Below are 13,960 nucleotides of genomic sequence, written 5' to 3'. Positions count from 1 at the left end.
CCCCTGTTGTGCCGCGGCACAACGTTTAGCTGCGCCCGGCTGCATTCCACACCAATATCACCAAGGCGCAGCCGCCGATGACCGAGGAAACCGCACCCACCGGTGCATTTACCGGGATAGCACCGGCGATCACAGCACACACGGTCAGCAATGCGGAACCCGCGGCTGCCGATGCCAGCGGCGATGGCGTGGGGGTGCGCGCCACCATCCGCGCCAGGTGCGGCGCCAACAGCGCGATAAACCCAATGGGCCCCACCACCGAGACCACCACGGCACTGATACCGGTTGCCGCAATAAGCAGGAGGGCGCGCTGGCGGGAGATGTTCACGCCCAGGGTAGTTGCGGAGGAATCATCATGGGCAAGCAGCGGCAGCTCCCGCGCACACCAGATGCCTATGGCGAGAAACGGTGCTAATGCCACCAGGAGGGGGAGAATGGCCTCCATGCGCACGAAGCCAGTCGATCCCGCGAGCCAAGTTTGCGCCTCCGCAGCGCGCAGGATCTGGGCGCTGCGCATTAAATACGCGACGATGGCTTGAAACATCAGCGATAAGGCAATACCGACGATGACGATGCGGTTGCTCGTACCGATGCCACCCAGAACAGCGAGCAGGATGATAACGAGGAGAGCGCCGATCATCGCCAAGCATGCCCGCCACCAAAACTCCGGGATACCCTCGGCGAAACTGGGGTGCGAATGCACGGTACCCAAGACCACCAGCACCGACGCCCCGCCGGTAACGCCTAGAATATCCGGGGAGGCCAGCGGGTTACGAGCCATGGTTTGCGTCCAAGAACCGGCCAGGCCGAGAGCGGCGCCCACGATGACGGTGGCGATGGCAACCGGCAGGCGCAAGTCCCACACCACCCTGATGTGGTTCTTGCTGCCGCCTCCGGTGAGTACATCGATGACCTGCCGCGGACTCAATGCCATGGGACCTTGCCCCAGTAACACTAGGTACGCGCCAAGAGCGATGAGGATGAATGCCAGCGTGGAAGCGAGCACGCGCACGTGCCGGCGGCGTTGTTGAGCTTTTAAAATAGTGCCGATTGCGGTCATGCGTTATTGCCCCCATGCTCTGCCTACGCCGCGGTGAGCACCCCAAATGAGGAAAGGTGCGCCCACTATCGCGAGGACGATCGACATCTCCAGCTCCGAGTTACCCGCAATGAGGCGGCCGGTGATATCAGCGGCAAGCACGGCACAACCGCCCAAGAGCGCGGAGGGCATAAGCAAGGTGGCAACGCTAGGGCCCACCACCCGCCGAACGATGTGGGGAATGGCAAAACCGACGAAGGCAATGGGGCCCGTTGCTGCCGTTGCGCTGCCGGCCAACACCACGACGCTGAGCGCCGCGCCCACCCGCGCGGTGGTGGGGGACCCACCCAAAGCGAGGGAGGACTCCTCCCCCATTGCCAGAAGGTCGAGGGGTCTAGCGACCATCGCCGCACACGCTACACCAATAACAAGCCCTATGCCCGCGATCGCGACATCTTCTGGGCCGCGGCCAAAGGTCGAGCCGATAGTCCACCGCCGCATGCTATCGAGGACGTCCGTGGAATATAGACCGATGATCGTCGCGCCCGATCCCAAGGCTGCGGAGACGCCGGCACCCACCAGAATGAGCGTCAGGGGATCCTCAAACCGCCGCGATACGGCTAAGACCAGCAGCGTAGTAATACCCGCGCCAACGAGCGCGAGGGCGGTCCGCATACTGGTGGAGGTAGCAATGCCAATGGCCGTGCCTAAGGCAACGAAGAAGGACGCGCCTGCGGTAACGCCAATAAATCCTGGATCCGCTAGCGGGTTTCTGGTCCACGATTGCGCCAGCACACCGGCTACAGCAAGAGCCGCGCCGGCGAAATAAGCCAAGAAGGTGCGCGGCAAGCGCAGGTTCCACACGATATCGCGGATATCCTGCTCCCCTGCCCCGTGCAGGGCAGCGATAACCTCCCCGGGCGGAATCGAGCGGGATCCCACCGCCAAAGACGCCACCGCCAACACCAGGCTGGCGAGGATGAGGGCGACAAGGAGCATCTTATGACTCTGTGCCCGCGCCACTACCGGTGCGGGGGTGCCGGTGGTCGTAGGACTATCTGCTGCGGAATCCGACTGGATTTGTTGGCCGTCCATCGTGCTTGTTGACAATTACAGCTTCTCTTCAAATTTATCTACTGCCCAGGGGATGGTCACCGGGTTCGGCATACTCATGGCATTGCCGGTATCCGTATCCAAGTAGCGCACGCGATCATCCTTGACAATGTCGAGGCCTTGGAAGGTCTTATCCTTCTTCAAGACATCGGAGGAGCCGTTGTAGTCCAGGACAAAGAGGTAATCAACCTGGTTAAGCTTCGCGTAGTTTTCTGGGGCAATGTCGACGAAGAAGCTGCCTCCATCGCCCTGCAATGCATCGGGGATCTCCATGCCAAGGTTCTCGATAAATTGTCCACGCCCATCCTCCTCGGTGTATAGACCAATTTTGCCGTCATAAGGCATGACGATGGCCGCAGACTTATCCTGCAATTCCGCGTGCTCGTGGCGGAATTCCTCGAAGGCCTTTTCGGTGTCATCGATAAGCTTATCGCCTTCGTCTTTTTTGCCCACCGCATCCGCAATGGTCTCTACCTGCTTTTCCCAGGGCACCTGCCAGTCTTCATAGCCGTTCGGCTTGACGGTGGTAGGCGCGATTTCTTCCAGGGATCCCTTCGTGCGTGCATCCACCGCCTGGTTCACCGCAATGATCTGGGTGGGGTCAGCCGCGGTGACCTGCTCAAAGGTATCTGCGGTAAATCCGGTTGCGGTATTATAAATCACCTCAGGCTTTGCCTCGCCCAAGAGTTCCTTTGCCCAGGGGCCAACGCCAGAAGGATCACCATCCCCCTCAGCACCCCACGGCGCCACCGTTACGGGAGTGATCCCCAGGGCAAGCAGCGTGTCGGCATCGCCTAGACCCAGGCTAGCCACGCGCTGCTCGCTGACAGCGTCGGTCGCCTGAGCTGTTTCATCGCCCTCACCACGCGAGCAACCGCCTAAAGCTAAGGCTCCGGCGGAAAGCATTGCTACTGCGCCCATGGTGCGACGGCCGAAAATCTTCATGAGGTTAAGCCTTTCAATAAAGGTGGAAAATAGCCTTGCTTACCTTATAACGCATAGGGACGATTAGGCAAGGCTAAACTAAAATAGTAATTTATTAGACACATGAACCCTTCTCTACAATCGGCCCCAATGTCTGCGCACGAACTCATCCCCGTTACTTTGACCGCCAATAGACGGATCCGTCCGCGCTTGCACCGGCTCACGTTCTACGCCGAGGCTTTCCGGACATACACCCTCTCCGGTCCCGATGAATTCTTTGGACTCGTCATGCCCCGAGATGAACAGGAATTTACACCCTTCCCCGTCGACGGCATAAACCTCCGCTCGGCTGTGAGCGCGATCGACGAGGAGAGGCGGCCGGACCTGCGCTGGTACACCATCCGCGCGCTCCATTCGGAGGAAGCCACAGTCGATGTCGACGTGGTGACACACGGTGATTCAGGACCTGGCTCGCGGTGGATTCGCCGCGCACAAGCCGGAGATACAGCGGGATTCTTCACCTGCAACGACCTGTGGCGGCCAACCGAGAAGCCACAACTTCTAGTCGCTGACGCATCATCCTTGCCCGCGCTGCGGCACATTTTGGCCTTCCAAGAAGACCATAACCCGGAAATGCTTCGGGCCACCGACGTTATGGCCGTGGTTACCAGCAACGACGAGGTAGAACCAGGCCTCGCAGCTAGATGGGAGGCGAGCGTACGCAGCCTGCGAATTATTCATACCCAAGCGCACGAGGAAGCGGAGGATGTCGTTGCCGCCCTGAGAGCGGACTATGCTGGTGCGCTGGGGCCAGGGTACGTATGGGCTTCCGGCGAGGGGAGGCTAGCAAAAAGCGTGCGGGGTCTCGCGGTGAATGAATGGGGCCTAGATACCACCGACGTCACGTGGGTACCCTACTGGTTTTATGGAAGGGCCCGGCCGTAAAGAAGTCCTAAAACGGCGAAGGCCCCGCCCCGAACTCTAGGTTCGGTAGCGGGGGCTTAGTGTTGGCTAGGTTTTACTTAGCCTTCTCGATGATCTCAACGAGACGGAAGTGCTTGTCCTTGGACAGCGGGCGGGTCTCAGCGATGCGTACGAGATCGCCGATGCCTGCGGTTTCTTCCTCGTCGTGCGCCTTAACCTTCTTGTTAGAGCGCATGATCTTGCCGTACAGGGCGTGCTGCTTGCGGTCTTCCAGCTCGACAACGATGGTCTTGGTCATCTTGTCGGATACTACGTAGCCGGTGCGAACCTTAGGAGCGCCCTTGACCTTCTCCTTCTTCGGAGTAGGTGCCTTCTTGGAATCAGTCACGTTAGCCTCACTCATGATTAAGCCTCAGCTCCCGGAGCAACGGACAGGCCCAGCTCGCGCTCGCGCAGAACGGTGTAGATGCGGGCAATGTCGCGCTTAACCGTGCCGATGCGGCGGTTGTTGGTCAGCTGGCCAGTGGCCTTCTGGAAGCGGAGGTTGAACAGCTCTTCCTTCGCATCCTTCAGGCGGGACTGCAGCTCAGCGTTGTCGAGCTCACGGAACTCGTGGGCGGGGGTACCGGTTGCCATTAGAACTGGTCCTCCTTCTTGATGATGCGGACCTTGCAAGGAAGCTTCTGGCCTGCACGGCGCAGAGCCTCAATAGCAACGGCCTCGGTTGGGTAGCTCATCTCGAAAAGTACGCGGCCTGGCTTAACGTTAGCCACCCACTTCTCGACCGGGCCCTTACCGGAACCCATACGAACGCCGAGCGGCTTCTGGGTCAACGGACGGTCCGGGAAGATGTTGATCCACACCTTGCCACCACGCTTGACGTGGCGGTTGATGGCAATACGTGCGGCCTCAATCTGACGGTTGGTGATGTACGCCGGCTCGAGAGCCTGGATAGCGTAATCGCCGAAGTTGATGCGGTTACCGCCCTTGGACACGCCGCGACGGTTCGGGCGGTGCTGACGGCGGTACTTAACACGCTTAGGAATCAGCATGGATTAGCCCTCCTGCTTCTGCTGTGCACGCTGGCGGCGCTGGCCACCGCGGCGGGAGCGACCATTGCGGTCACGGCCACGGCCCTGTGCCGGAGCGTTCAGTTCGGACTCGCGTACGCCACCGACGACGTCACCCTTGTAGATCCACACCTTGATGCCGATGCGGCCAAAGGTGGTGTGGGCCTCTGCGGTGCCGTAGTCGATTTCGGCGCGAAGAGTGTGCAGCGGAACGCGACCCTCGTGGTAGCGCTCAACGCGGGACATTTCTGCACCGCCCAGGCGGCCGGACAGCAGGATCTTGATGCCCTTAACCTGTGGCTGGCGCATAGCGGACTGGATAGCCTTGCGCATTGCACGACGGAATGCGACACGGTTAACCAGCTGCTCCGCGATGGAGTGAGCAACCAGGGTTGCGTTTGCGTCTACCTGCTTGACCTCGAGGATGTTGAGGGCAACCATCTTGCCGGTGAGCTTTTCCAGCTCGCGGCGGATGCGGTCAGCCTCAGCACCGCGGCGGCCAATCACGATGCCCGGGCGGGCGGTGTGAATGTCGACGCGGACGCGGTCACGGGTGCGCTCGATGACGACGTCGGCAATGCCGGCGCGCTCGAGGCCCTTGTTGAGGTAGTTACGAATCTTGATGTCTTCGGCTACGTAGTTCGCGTAGTCCTTATCGGCGAACCAGTGGGTCTTCCAGTCGGAAGTGATGCCCAAACGTAGGCCGTGAGGATGGATCTTCTGGCCCATTACTTGGCCCCTTCCTGCTGGCTTTCGACAACCACGGTGATGTGGCTGGTGCGCTTACGAATCATGAATGCACGACCCTGTGCACGCGGCTGGAAACGACGCATGGTCGGACCCTCGTTGGCATAAGCCTCGGAGATGACCAGGGTGCGTGGGTCGAGGCCGAAGTTGTTCTCAGCGTTAGCGGCTGCAGAAGCAACGACCTTTGCAACTGGCTTGGAAGCACCCTGCGGTGCGTACTTCAGGATAGCCAGGGCTTCGCTTACGGACTTGCCGCGGACCAGATCGAGCACGCGACGTGCCTTCATCGGGGTGACGCGGACGTAGCGGGCCGTGGCGGATGCGGAGGTGATGGTCTCACTCATCGCTTATCGACGTCCCTTCTTGTCATCCTTGACGTGACCCTTAAAGGTCTTGGTTGGTGCAAACTCGCCCAGCTTGTGGCCGACCATGGAATCCTCGATGAAAACCGGCACGTGCTTGCGGCCGTCATGGACGGCGAAGGTGTGGCCGATGAAATCGGGGAGAATGGTCGAGCGGCGAGACCAGGTCTTGATGACCTGCTTGGTGCCTGCATCGTTCTGAGCATCCACCTTGTTGAGGAGGTGCTCATCGACGAACGGGCCCTTCTTAAGGCTGCGTGGCATTGTTTACCTCCTCTTAGCGCTTCTTGTTCGGGCGACGACGGCGCACGATCATGTTGTTGGAGTAACGGTTCGGGTTGCGGGTGCGACCCTCCTTGTGGCCCCATGGGGACACTGGGTGGCGACCACCCGAGGTCTTACCCTCACCACCACCGTGTGGGTGGTCAACCGGGTTCATAACGACACCGCGGACGGTCGGGCGTACGCCCTTCCAGCGCATACGGCCGGCCTTGCCCCAGCGGATGTTCATCTGCTCGGCGTTGCCAACCTCACCAACGGTCGCGCGGCAGCGGATGTCCACACGGCGGATTTCGGAAGACGGCATACGCAGAACTGCGTACTTGCCTTCCTTACCCAGCAGCTGGATGGAAGCACCAGCGGAGCGAGCCAGCTTAGCGCCAGCGCCCGGCTTGAGCTCCACAGCGTGGATGGTGGAACCGGTCGGGATGTTACGCAGCGGCAGGTTGTTGCCAACCTTGATATCTGCGTTCGCGCCGGACTCAACGATGGTGCCCTGCTTCAGGCCCTTAGGGGCGATGATGTAGCGCTTCTCGCCATCAACGTAGTGAAGCAGTGCGATGTTTGCGGTGCGGTTCGGGTCGTACTCGATGTGAGCGACCTTTGCCGGGATGCCGTCCTTGTCGTTACGACGGAAGTCGATGAGACGATAACGGCGCTTGTGGCCACCGCCGATGTGGCGGGTGGTGATGCGGCCGTAGTTGTTACGGCCACCAGTCTTGCTCAGCGGGCGCAGCAGGGACTTCTCCGGAGTAGAACGAGTGATCTCGTCAAACTCAGAAACGGAGGATGCGCGGCGACCCGGAGTTGTCGGCTTGTACTTACGAATAGCCATAATTCTTCCTTACTTCGTCTCCGTCTTAGGCCTGTGCGCCAAAGACGTCGATGGAGTCGCTGCCTTCACGGAGCGTCACGTATGCACGCTTGGTGGACTTACGCTGGCCGTAACCGGTGCGGGTGCGCTTACGCTTACCTGCACGGTTCACGGTGTTCACGGAGTCAACCTTTACGTCAAAGATCTGCTCTACGGCATCTTTAATCTGGGACTTGTTGGAGTCCGTGGAGACGTAGAACGTGTATACGTTCTGCTCCATCAGACCGTAGGACTTCTCGGATACAACCGGAGCGATGATGATATCGCGTGGGTTAGAAATCTTAGCCATTAGTTCTCCTCCTTATCCGCGCCGGTTGCGCGGTTGATGAAGGTGTGTAGCGCCTCAACGGAGAACACAACGTCATCGGAGTAGAGAACGTCGTAGGTGTTGAGCTGGCCAGCGTCCAGGATCTGGACGTTAGGCAGGTTATTAGCGCTACGACGAGCATTGATGTCCTCGCGGCCGATGACCAGCAGCACGTTCTTGCGCTCGGTCAGGGACTCGAGGAAGGCCTTGGCCGACTTGGTGGACGGCTTCTGGCCCGGTACGAGCTCTTCGATGACGTGGATGCGCTCGTTGCGAGCACGGTCAGACAGTGCACCGAAGAGAGCAGCCTTGATCATCTTCTTAGGGGTGCGCTGTGCGTAGTCGCGTGGCTGTGGGCCATGGACAGTGCCGCCACCGGTGTAGTGCGGTGCGCGGATGGAGCCCTGGCGTGCACGGCCGGTGCCCTTCTGACGGAAAGGCTTGCGACCACCACCGCGGACGTCGCCGCGGGTCTTGGTTGCGTGGGTGCCCTGGCGTGCAGCAGCAAGCTGAGCGTTAACAACCTGGTGCATCAAAGCAATGGATGCCTCGGTGTCAAAGATTTCAGCTGGCAGGTCTACAGAGCCGTTGGTCTTACCCTCGGAAGTGTGGACGTCTAGCTTGAGGTTGCTCATGCGTGTGCACCGCCCTTCACTGCGGTCTTAACGGTGACGAGGCCGCCGCGCGCACCAGGGATAGCACCCTTGATGAGCAGCAGGTTGGACTCGGCATCGATTTTCTGAATCTTCAGGTTCTGGGTGGTCACGCGGTCGTGGCCCATACGGCCAGCCATGCGCTTGCCCTTGAAGACGCGGCCCGGGGTAGCAGCGCCGCCGATGCCGCCAACGCGGCGGTGAGCGGCCTGGTTACCGTGAGCTGCGCCCTGGCCTGCGAAGCCGTGGCGCTTCATGGCGCCGGCGTAGCCGTGGCCCTTGGTCTTGCCGGTGACGTCAACGAAGGTGATGCCCTCGAAGATGTCAACCTTGACCTCTTGGCCAACCTCGTATGCAGAGGTGTCGTCCATGCGGATTTCCGCAACGTGACGGCGCGGGGTTACGCCAGCCTTCTTGAAGTGTCCACCAACCGGCTTGTTTGCCTTGCGTGGGTCGATTTCGCCAAAGGCGATCTGGATGGCGCTGTAGCCATCGGTTTCGGGGGTGCGAATCTGGGTGACAACGCATGGCCCTGCCTCGACGACGGTAACCGGCACAACGCGGTTGTCCTCGTCGAAGACCTGGGTCATGCCGAGCTTCTTGCCCAGAATGCCCTTGATCTCGTTTTCACTCATTATTTGTTCTCCACCAAAGTCGCTTACTGGATGTTCACGTCGACGCTTGCCGGAAGATCGATGCGCATAAGAGCATCAACGGTCTTCGGGGTTGGGTCGAGAATGTCGATCAGGCGCTTGTGAGTGCGCATCTCGAAGTGCTCGCGAGAGTCCTTGTACTTGTGCGGAGAACGAATAACTGCGTATACGTTCTTCTCGGTTGGGAGCGGCACTGGGCCAACTACACGAGCACCGGTACGGGTAACGGTCTCGACGATCTTCTTTGCAGAAGCGTCGATAGCCTCGTGGTCATAGGCCTTCAGCCGAATGCGGATTTTTTGTCCCGCCACGCTTATCCTCTTCCTCGCTTCCCCACTTTCACATTCCCGGCGTTTCCGGGGCGTGAAGCGGTGGGAAATTGCTTCTCGATTTCTCTATAACGTTGTCCGGGCTTGGGGCCTGACACAACGCCAGTGGTCTGACTGTCATGACGACCAAGAGTTGCGGTACATGGCAAGTGCCAGGACGCAGTGCTCTCGACGGGGTACAAGACCCGTAGTCAAAGTATTGTGAAGAGGACGGTTTTCACGCATTACACGTGGAGAGTGTCCAATTCGTCTACTGCCGCTGTTTATTTGCCATGCCCCTTCTCCGGTCCATCTTCTCGGGGTGTCACTGCTCTAACGCGGACCTAGCCCGATTGGATGACCTTCCAGTCAATGCTTCAGGTTTCCCTGAACCATGGCGACAACGAAGGTGTCATGTTCGCTTTACCAGCTCAGCGTCTCCCCGAGACTCATGCTTGGCGACGTCCGCCGCCATCACCGAACCTCGGTTCTCGCTGCCCTGTTAAAGCAACCTTTGTATTTAAGCATGTTGGGCTGCGGTTTTTCAAGCCGCGTATTAAACCGTGCCAAAAATCACGTTTTGGAAAAATTTGTTGCCTCGCACCCCACACTGGGCTGAGAAGTATCTAAGCTCGGAGGTAATGGCTGTGGACTCTTTGTCCTGCCTAGATAGTTGAATATCGCGTTCATGCATCACCCAATAGAGAAAGGCTCACTCGCCCATGTCTGAAAACAAGACCCCTGCACAAAACTCCGACAACCAGGTTCCTGCTTCCGAGGAGCGCGAGGTCAATAACAACCTGGAAACCCAGTACGGCACCACCACCATCGATGATGTCGTGGTCTCCAAGATCGCCGGCATCGCTGCTCGCGAGGTTTCCGGCGTGGATGCCCTAGGTGGCGGCGGAGCCCGCATGATCGGCAATATCCGCGAGTCCTTCGGTGCTTCTGAGGACGTCCGCCAGGGTGTGGACGTAGAGGTAGCGGACGGCACCGCTCGCATCGACATTGCCATCACCGCTGAGTACGGCGTGGCCATCCACGAGCTCGCCGAGGCCATCCGCCGCAACATCATGAATGCCGTTGAGCGCATGACCGGCCTGAGCGTCGAGCGCGTCAACGTTGTTGTTCACGACGTAAAGCTGCCAAAGGATGAGTCCGAGGCAGAAGACCAGGCTGCTTTGAACCAGGGTCAGGCTTAAGCCCAATGCCTGAGCCCCGAGCACGTTTCGAGCTCGAGGTAAGCCACGCCCGCGCTATTGCAGAGGCAGTCCGGAAGGTACGCGGTGTCGCCGCGCTCGACGGCGGTTCGTTCGGTTCGGTGAGTTTATACCTCCCCGGCGAGCGCATCGTCGGCATGCGGCGGCCCGACCCGCGCGATGATCGCCACCTGCAGATCAACATTCGCGTTGATATCAGCGCCGCGCCGGACCTGTATGCCTTGGCAGAAGATATTCGGTCCGCCGCCCGTGGGGCTTGTCCCGAACTGCAGCGCATTGACGTTGAGTTTTCTGACGCCGTAGATGGCTTATCCGCTGCTCCATCGAAGGAATAGATATGAAGAATTACACCACTTTGGGCATCATTTCCGGCCTTATTCTTGCCTTCTTTTTGTACCTAGGCTGGGGTCCTACTTTGCTCGCCGTACTCCTTGCCGCAATCGGCGGCATTGTGGGAGCACACTTTGATGGCCGTATCGATCTCACTTCTGTGTGGAATGGCCTCATTGGTAAGGAGAAAGGCCAAGGTTAATGACAGATAGTTCCACTCAGGGCCACACGCGTATCTCGCTGCGGACCATGGAACGCATCGTTACCGCCGCGATTGCTAGCGTGCCCGGCACCAAGGCTATAGAGGCCAAGCTAGCGGGCATCGGCGGCCGCGGTTTTCCACGGGTCTCGGTCCAGATGGACTCAGAGCGTGAGGTAGCGGCCGTTAACGCCACTATCGGCGTGGTATGGCCCTCGCCGGTTACTACGGTGGCGGAGCATACTCGTGCCGCCATCTCGGAGGCCATCGCGGCGCACACCGGTTATTCCACAACTCGCGTCAATGTCACCGTCGGCGGTTCCGTTCCGGGCGAGCGCGTGACTGCCGCAGAGGTGGAGCAGCGCCAGGTCGCTGCTGCCGTTGCGCCGCACACCAAGCCCTCGCCGGTATGGCAGCCGGTCACTGCAGAGTCGGTGAATGTACGCAGCATTGCCACACCGCAGGAGGCACCGGTGCGCACCATCGCTGCGCCGGCCGCCGGCGTCGCAGTGCAGTCCGTGGATACCCCGCGCGAGACCGAGGTACGCAACATTTCCGCTGACCTTCCAGACCACCAGCTGCGTGAGATTTCGTCCCCGAACGACCACACGGTGCGGCCGATCAGAGAGCCCAAGCCGGTCCGCGTGCAGAGCGTGGCTGCGCCTCGCCCAGCCAGGTTGGCCCCTAGTGGGCAGGTTCGTCCACTGGCACGGAAGATTCAGGTAACAACTCCTCGTCCGCAGCCGCTGCGCGAGATTGAGATTCGCCACGAGTGGTCTCCGCGCCGTGTACAGGCTCCCAAGTCTGCTCCTGCGCGCACGGTAAAGGCCCCGCGGCCGCAACCGCTCAAGCGCATTGAGGTCACGCCGGCAAATCCTCGGCCGTTGCACGTGAATGCGCCGCGTCCCGAGCCGTTGCGCGCCATTTCCATTAACCCGTATCGCCCACAAGGAGGCAATAATGGCTGATCAGCACATGCCTGAACACTTTGGGCAGCAGCCGAAGGCTTCTCCGGCGGCGCGTACTTGGGCCGTAATCCTTGGGCTCCTACTGCTCGCCGCGGGCGTCGTCGGCGTGCGCGAGACGTGGCTGGTAGGGTCCGGCTCCGATGCCCAGTCCTGGGTACAGCCGGTACTTAATCTCATTGCTACTGAAGAGCTGCAGACCTGGATGATCTGGGCCGGCGTTGCCTCAATTGTCGTTGGCCTGATTTTCCTCTTCGCGGCAGTGAAGACGCGCCGCACCACGCACATGCAACTTGCCTCCGACACCGCCTCCATGTGGATGCGACCGGTGGATATCGCCCGCCTCTCGTCGGCTACTGCTCGCCGGGTTCCGGGCGTGGCCTCGGCGCAGACCTCCGCGGATAGCAAGAAGGCCAAGGTCACCGTCAATGGCGATACGGACGATGCGGAGCTACAAGGCCGGGTAGAGACGGCGGTAACGCGCTGCCTGGCTCATCTCAAGAACCCGCCGCAGGTCACCGTGGCTGTAGAGAAGATTCCGGAGTTGGATAACAATGTCTAGAAAACTTGCTACCTTTGACCGCATTCTGCTGGGCCTGCTGGGAATCATCCTCATCGCTTTGGGCGTGTGGCCCATCTTGATCCACTTCAACGTGGAATTTGCCAAATACTTAGCCCTGTGGGTGGACCACGATACGTGGAAGAGCTTGGCGGACAATGACTGGTGGGTGTGGGCGCTGGCCGGTGGCTCCGCACTGCTCCTTATTCTGGGGTTGTGGATTGTGGTGGCTAACCTGCGCCACCGCCGCTTTAATAACGTGGAGTCCGCTTCTTCCGATGACAAGGGCTCTATCACGACGTCGATGAACGCTATCGCCGGCGCCGTGGCCCAAGATTTGGATGGAGTCAAGGGCGTAGATCACGTAGAGCGCCTCGTGGCTTATGACCGCGCGCGGCCCACGCTGCAGTACACGGTGACGGCAAATCCGGACACTCCGGTGGAGCGCCTTACCGGTGCGGTTGAAACCAATGAGCGCGATTTCCGCGCAGCGTTTCCTGACGCCGATTTGGACACCATCTACAAGCTGCAGTTCAGCAAGGTAGGTCCGATGAAGGACCTATCCGAATAGCGGGTTCGGAGTCTCCGCCACCAAGACTTCCTGAACGGCCCCAAGGCGGGCCGACTCGCCGCCCCCGAGGATCACTTCCAGTTCCTCGCCGGGGCGGCATTTTTCTAGGCGCTGCCACGAGTAGTCCTGGCGAGTTACGCGGCGGTTTTCCTTAGCGAATAGGTGCAGCCCATGATCAAGCACACCGATGGCCGCTGCGAAGCGAAGGACGAAGACGAAATCACCCAAATCCTGCCGCTTCAGGCCATTAAGGTCTGGGCGCTCGGCACTCAACCGCATAAGACTTGAGACCACGCCAAAGCGGTGTTCAAAGCCCTCGGTATCCCGAATGGTAAATGGGCGGCCAGGGCCCGTGGGACGAATGGACTCATAGGCCCACACCACGGGCTGGGTGTCAGGGCGGCGCACGATGATGTGGGTAGGGGTGGCGGTGATGCGGTAGGTGGGGGCGTCGGCAAGCACGAGCCATTCCCCCGCCGCAATGCGGCCGCCCTCCAAGGGAAGCAAGGGCGGATGCACGTCCGCCTGGCGCTCCAATTCCGCAACGAGTTCGGCGTCGGTGGCACCCCATCCAATGCCTTGATTAGCCAGCATGGCAAAGAAAGTGGGAAGGCTGAGGTCGGGCTGGCCCTCCCAGGCGCGGCGGAGGGACTCAAGCGTGGGATCGATGCGGGTGGGGTCATCCATATCCGCCAAGATTACCCAGCACCCGCGCCGGCCAGACAGCCGGGGCCGAGAGGAAAATTTTCACCCCCGAGTTAATTTCATTCAATTAAATAAATACTATAAGTGTTCAACAATCTCGAGCCACATATCGCCTGCTCACAATGTATTTATTGCAGATTTTTCCACCCTAGCTACGT

The 13,960-nt window shown here is 60.0% G+C and carries 22 protein-coding genes; 7 read left to right on the top strand and 15 right to left on the bottom strand.

All coding sequences use genetic code 11. From position 1 onward, the window contains the following. Positions 1-25: 25 nt before the first annotated feature. Genes ACKFRX_RS02445 through ACKFRX_RS02435 form a run of 3 tightly spaced genes read right to left on the bottom strand, consistent with a single transcriptional unit; the run spans position 26 to position 3,097 of the window. The gene (locus ACKFRX_RS02445; RefSeq protein WP_408928049.1) at positions 26-1,060 is read right to left on the bottom strand and encodes a FecCD family ABC transporter permease; all 1,035 of its coding nucleotides are present in this window, start codon (positions 1,058-1,060) and stop codon (positions 26-28) included. Between the two features lie 3 nt (positions 1,061-1,063). Further along, the gene (locus ACKFRX_RS02440) at positions 1,064-2,134 is read right to left on the bottom strand and encodes a FecCD family ABC transporter permease (RefSeq protein WP_408928048.1); all 1,071 of its coding nucleotides are present in this window, start codon (positions 2,132-2,134) and stop codon (positions 1,064-1,066) included. A 15-nt stretch (positions 2,135-2,149) separates the two neighbouring features. Continuing rightward, positions 2,150-3,097 (bottom strand): ABC transporter substrate-binding protein, encoded by a 948-nt coding sequence (locus ACKFRX_RS02435; protein WP_269954332.1) that lies wholly within the window; start codon positions 3,095-3,097, stop codon positions 2,150-2,152. Between the two features lie 129 nt (positions 3,098-3,226). Here ACKFRX_RS02435 and ACKFRX_RS02430 point away from each other — a divergent pair, with 129 nt between their 5' ends. After that, complete coding sequence (locus ACKFRX_RS02430; protein ID WP_408928047.1) at positions 3,227-4,021, top strand: siderophore-interacting protein; 795 nt, start codon at positions 3,227-3,229, stop codon at positions 4,019-4,021. Between the two features lie 73 nt (positions 4,022-4,094). Here ACKFRX_RS02430 and rpsQ read toward each other — a convergent pair whose 3' ends face one another. The 11 genes from rpsQ to rpsJ are packed head-to-tail and all read right to left on the bottom strand — an operon-like array spanning position 4,095 to position 9,256. Continuing rightward, entirely contained in the window at positions 4,095-4,403 is a 309-nt protein-coding gene (rpsQ, locus tag ACKFRX_RS02425) for a 30S ribosomal protein S17 (RefSeq protein ID WP_005322841.1), read from the bottom strand. 2 nt (positions 4,404-4,405) lie between these two features. Beyond that, the gene (rpmC, locus tag ACKFRX_RS02420) at positions 4,406-4,636 is read right to left on the bottom strand and encodes a 50S ribosomal protein L29 (RefSeq protein WP_005322842.1); all 231 of its coding nucleotides are present in this window, start codon (positions 4,634-4,636) and stop codon (positions 4,406-4,408) included. Next, a complete protein-coding gene (gene rplP / locus ACKFRX_RS02415) occupies positions 4,636-5,052 on the bottom strand; it encodes a 50S ribosomal protein L16 (RefSeq protein WP_005322843.1) in 417 nt (138 codons plus the stop codon). Before rplP ends, rpmC begins: the two co-directional genes overlap by 1 nt. A 3-nt stretch (positions 5,053-5,055) precedes the next feature. Continuing rightward, on the bottom strand, positions 5,056-5,799 hold the full coding sequence (gene rpsC / locus ACKFRX_RS02410; RefSeq protein ID WP_023027807.1) for a 30S ribosomal protein S3: 744 nt from the start codon (positions 5,797-5,799) through the stop codon (positions 5,056-5,058). Then, positions 5,799-6,161: a 50S ribosomal protein L22 gene (gene rplV, locus ACKFRX_RS02405; protein WP_005276938.1), complete on the bottom strand. Its 363-nt coding sequence runs from the start codon at positions 6,159-6,161 to the stop codon at positions 5,799-5,801. The genes rpsC and rplV overlap by 1 nt, the downstream gene beginning before the upstream one ends. Positions 6,162-6,164: 3 nt before the next feature. After that, a complete protein-coding gene (gene rpsS, locus ACKFRX_RS02400) occupies positions 6,165-6,443 on the bottom strand; it encodes a 30S ribosomal protein S19 (RefSeq protein WP_005276936.1) in 279 nt (92 codons plus the stop codon). Between the two features lie 13 nt (positions 6,444-6,456). Then, positions 6,457-7,293: a 50S ribosomal protein L2 gene (gene rplB, locus ACKFRX_RS02395; protein ID WP_005322845.1), complete on the bottom strand. Its 837-nt coding sequence runs from the start codon at positions 7,291-7,293 to the stop codon at positions 6,457-6,459. Between the two features lie 25 nt (positions 7,294-7,318). Next, positions 7,319-7,621 carry a 50S ribosomal protein L23 gene (rplW, locus tag ACKFRX_RS02390; RefSeq protein WP_005322846.1) on the bottom strand — a complete coding sequence of 101 codons (303 nt, stop codon included), beginning with the start codon at positions 7,619-7,621 and terminating at the stop codon, positions 7,319-7,321. Next, positions 7,621-8,274, bottom strand: a complete 654-nt coding sequence (gene rplD / locus ACKFRX_RS02385; protein WP_005322847.1) for a 50S ribosomal protein L4 — start codon at positions 8,272-8,274, stop codon at positions 7,621-7,623. Before rplD ends, rplW begins: the two co-directional genes overlap by 1 nt. Continuing rightward, positions 8,271-8,927: a 50S ribosomal protein L3 gene (rplC, locus tag ACKFRX_RS02380; protein WP_005322848.1), complete on the bottom strand. Its 657-nt coding sequence runs from the start codon at positions 8,925-8,927 to the stop codon at positions 8,271-8,273. Before rplC ends, rplD begins: the two co-directional genes overlap by 4 nt. A gap of 23 nt (positions 8,928-8,950) precedes the next feature. Then, entirely contained in the window at positions 8,951-9,256 is a 306-nt protein-coding gene (gene rpsJ / locus ACKFRX_RS02375) for a 30S ribosomal protein S10 (protein ID WP_003848085.1), read from the bottom strand. Positions 9,257-9,975: 719 nt separating this feature from the next. Between rpsJ and ACKFRX_RS02370 the strand changes: the two genes are divergently transcribed. Genes ACKFRX_RS02370 through amaP form a run of 6 tightly spaced genes read left to right on the top strand, consistent with a single transcriptional unit; the run spans position 9,976 to position 13,097 of the window. Next, a complete protein-coding gene (locus tag ACKFRX_RS02370; RefSeq protein WP_005322849.1) occupies positions 9,976-10,455 on the top strand; it encodes an Asp23/Gls24 family envelope stress response protein in 480 nt (159 codons plus the stop codon). Positions 10,456-10,460: 5 nt separating this feature from the next. Next, positions 10,461-10,808 (top strand): hypothetical protein, encoded by a 348-nt coding sequence (locus ACKFRX_RS02365; RefSeq protein WP_005322850.1) that lies wholly within the window; start codon positions 10,461-10,463, stop codon positions 10,806-10,808. A 2-nt stretch (positions 10,809-10,810) separates the two neighbouring features. Next, a complete protein-coding gene (locus ACKFRX_RS02360) occupies positions 10,811-11,005 on the top strand; it encodes a hypothetical protein (protein WP_005322852.1) in 195 nt (64 codons plus the stop codon). After that, the gene (locus ACKFRX_RS02355) at positions 11,005-11,970 is read left to right on the top strand and encodes an Asp23/Gls24 family envelope stress response protein (RefSeq protein WP_200436208.1); all 966 of its coding nucleotides are present in this window, start codon (positions 11,005-11,007) and stop codon (positions 11,968-11,970) included. The genes ACKFRX_RS02360 and ACKFRX_RS02355 overlap by 1 nt, the downstream gene beginning before the upstream one ends. Further along, on the top strand, positions 11,963-12,529 hold the full coding sequence (locus ACKFRX_RS02350; protein ID WP_150850532.1) for a DUF6286 domain-containing protein: 567 nt from the start codon (positions 11,963-11,965) through the stop codon (positions 12,527-12,529). Before ACKFRX_RS02355 ends, ACKFRX_RS02350 begins: the two co-directional genes overlap by 8 nt. Further along, the gene (amaP, locus tag ACKFRX_RS02345) at positions 12,522-13,097 is read left to right on the top strand and encodes an alkaline shock response membrane anchor protein AmaP (RefSeq protein WP_150850533.1); all 576 of its coding nucleotides are present in this window, start codon (positions 12,522-12,524) and stop codon (positions 13,095-13,097) included. The genes ACKFRX_RS02350 and amaP overlap by 8 nt, the downstream gene beginning before the upstream one ends. Here amaP and ACKFRX_RS02340 read toward each other — a convergent pair. Beyond that, positions 13,086-13,784, bottom strand: coding sequence for a hypothetical protein (locus tag ACKFRX_RS02340; RefSeq protein ID WP_250409607.1), 699 nt, complete (start codon positions 13,782-13,784; stop codon positions 13,086-13,088). The genes amaP and ACKFRX_RS02340 overlap by 12 nt on opposite strands. Between the last annotated feature and the right edge of the window lie 176 nt (positions 13,785-13,960).

Origin of the sequence: Corynebacterium tuberculostearicum, assembly GCF_046097465.1 — a bacterium.
GTDB lineage: Bacteria > Actinomycetota > Actinomycetes > Mycobacteriales > Mycobacteriaceae > Corynebacterium > Corynebacterium tuberculostearicum_I.
The sequence above is the reverse complement of the archived record's forward strand: the minus strand, read 5'-3'. Positions and strand labels throughout refer to the sequence as shown.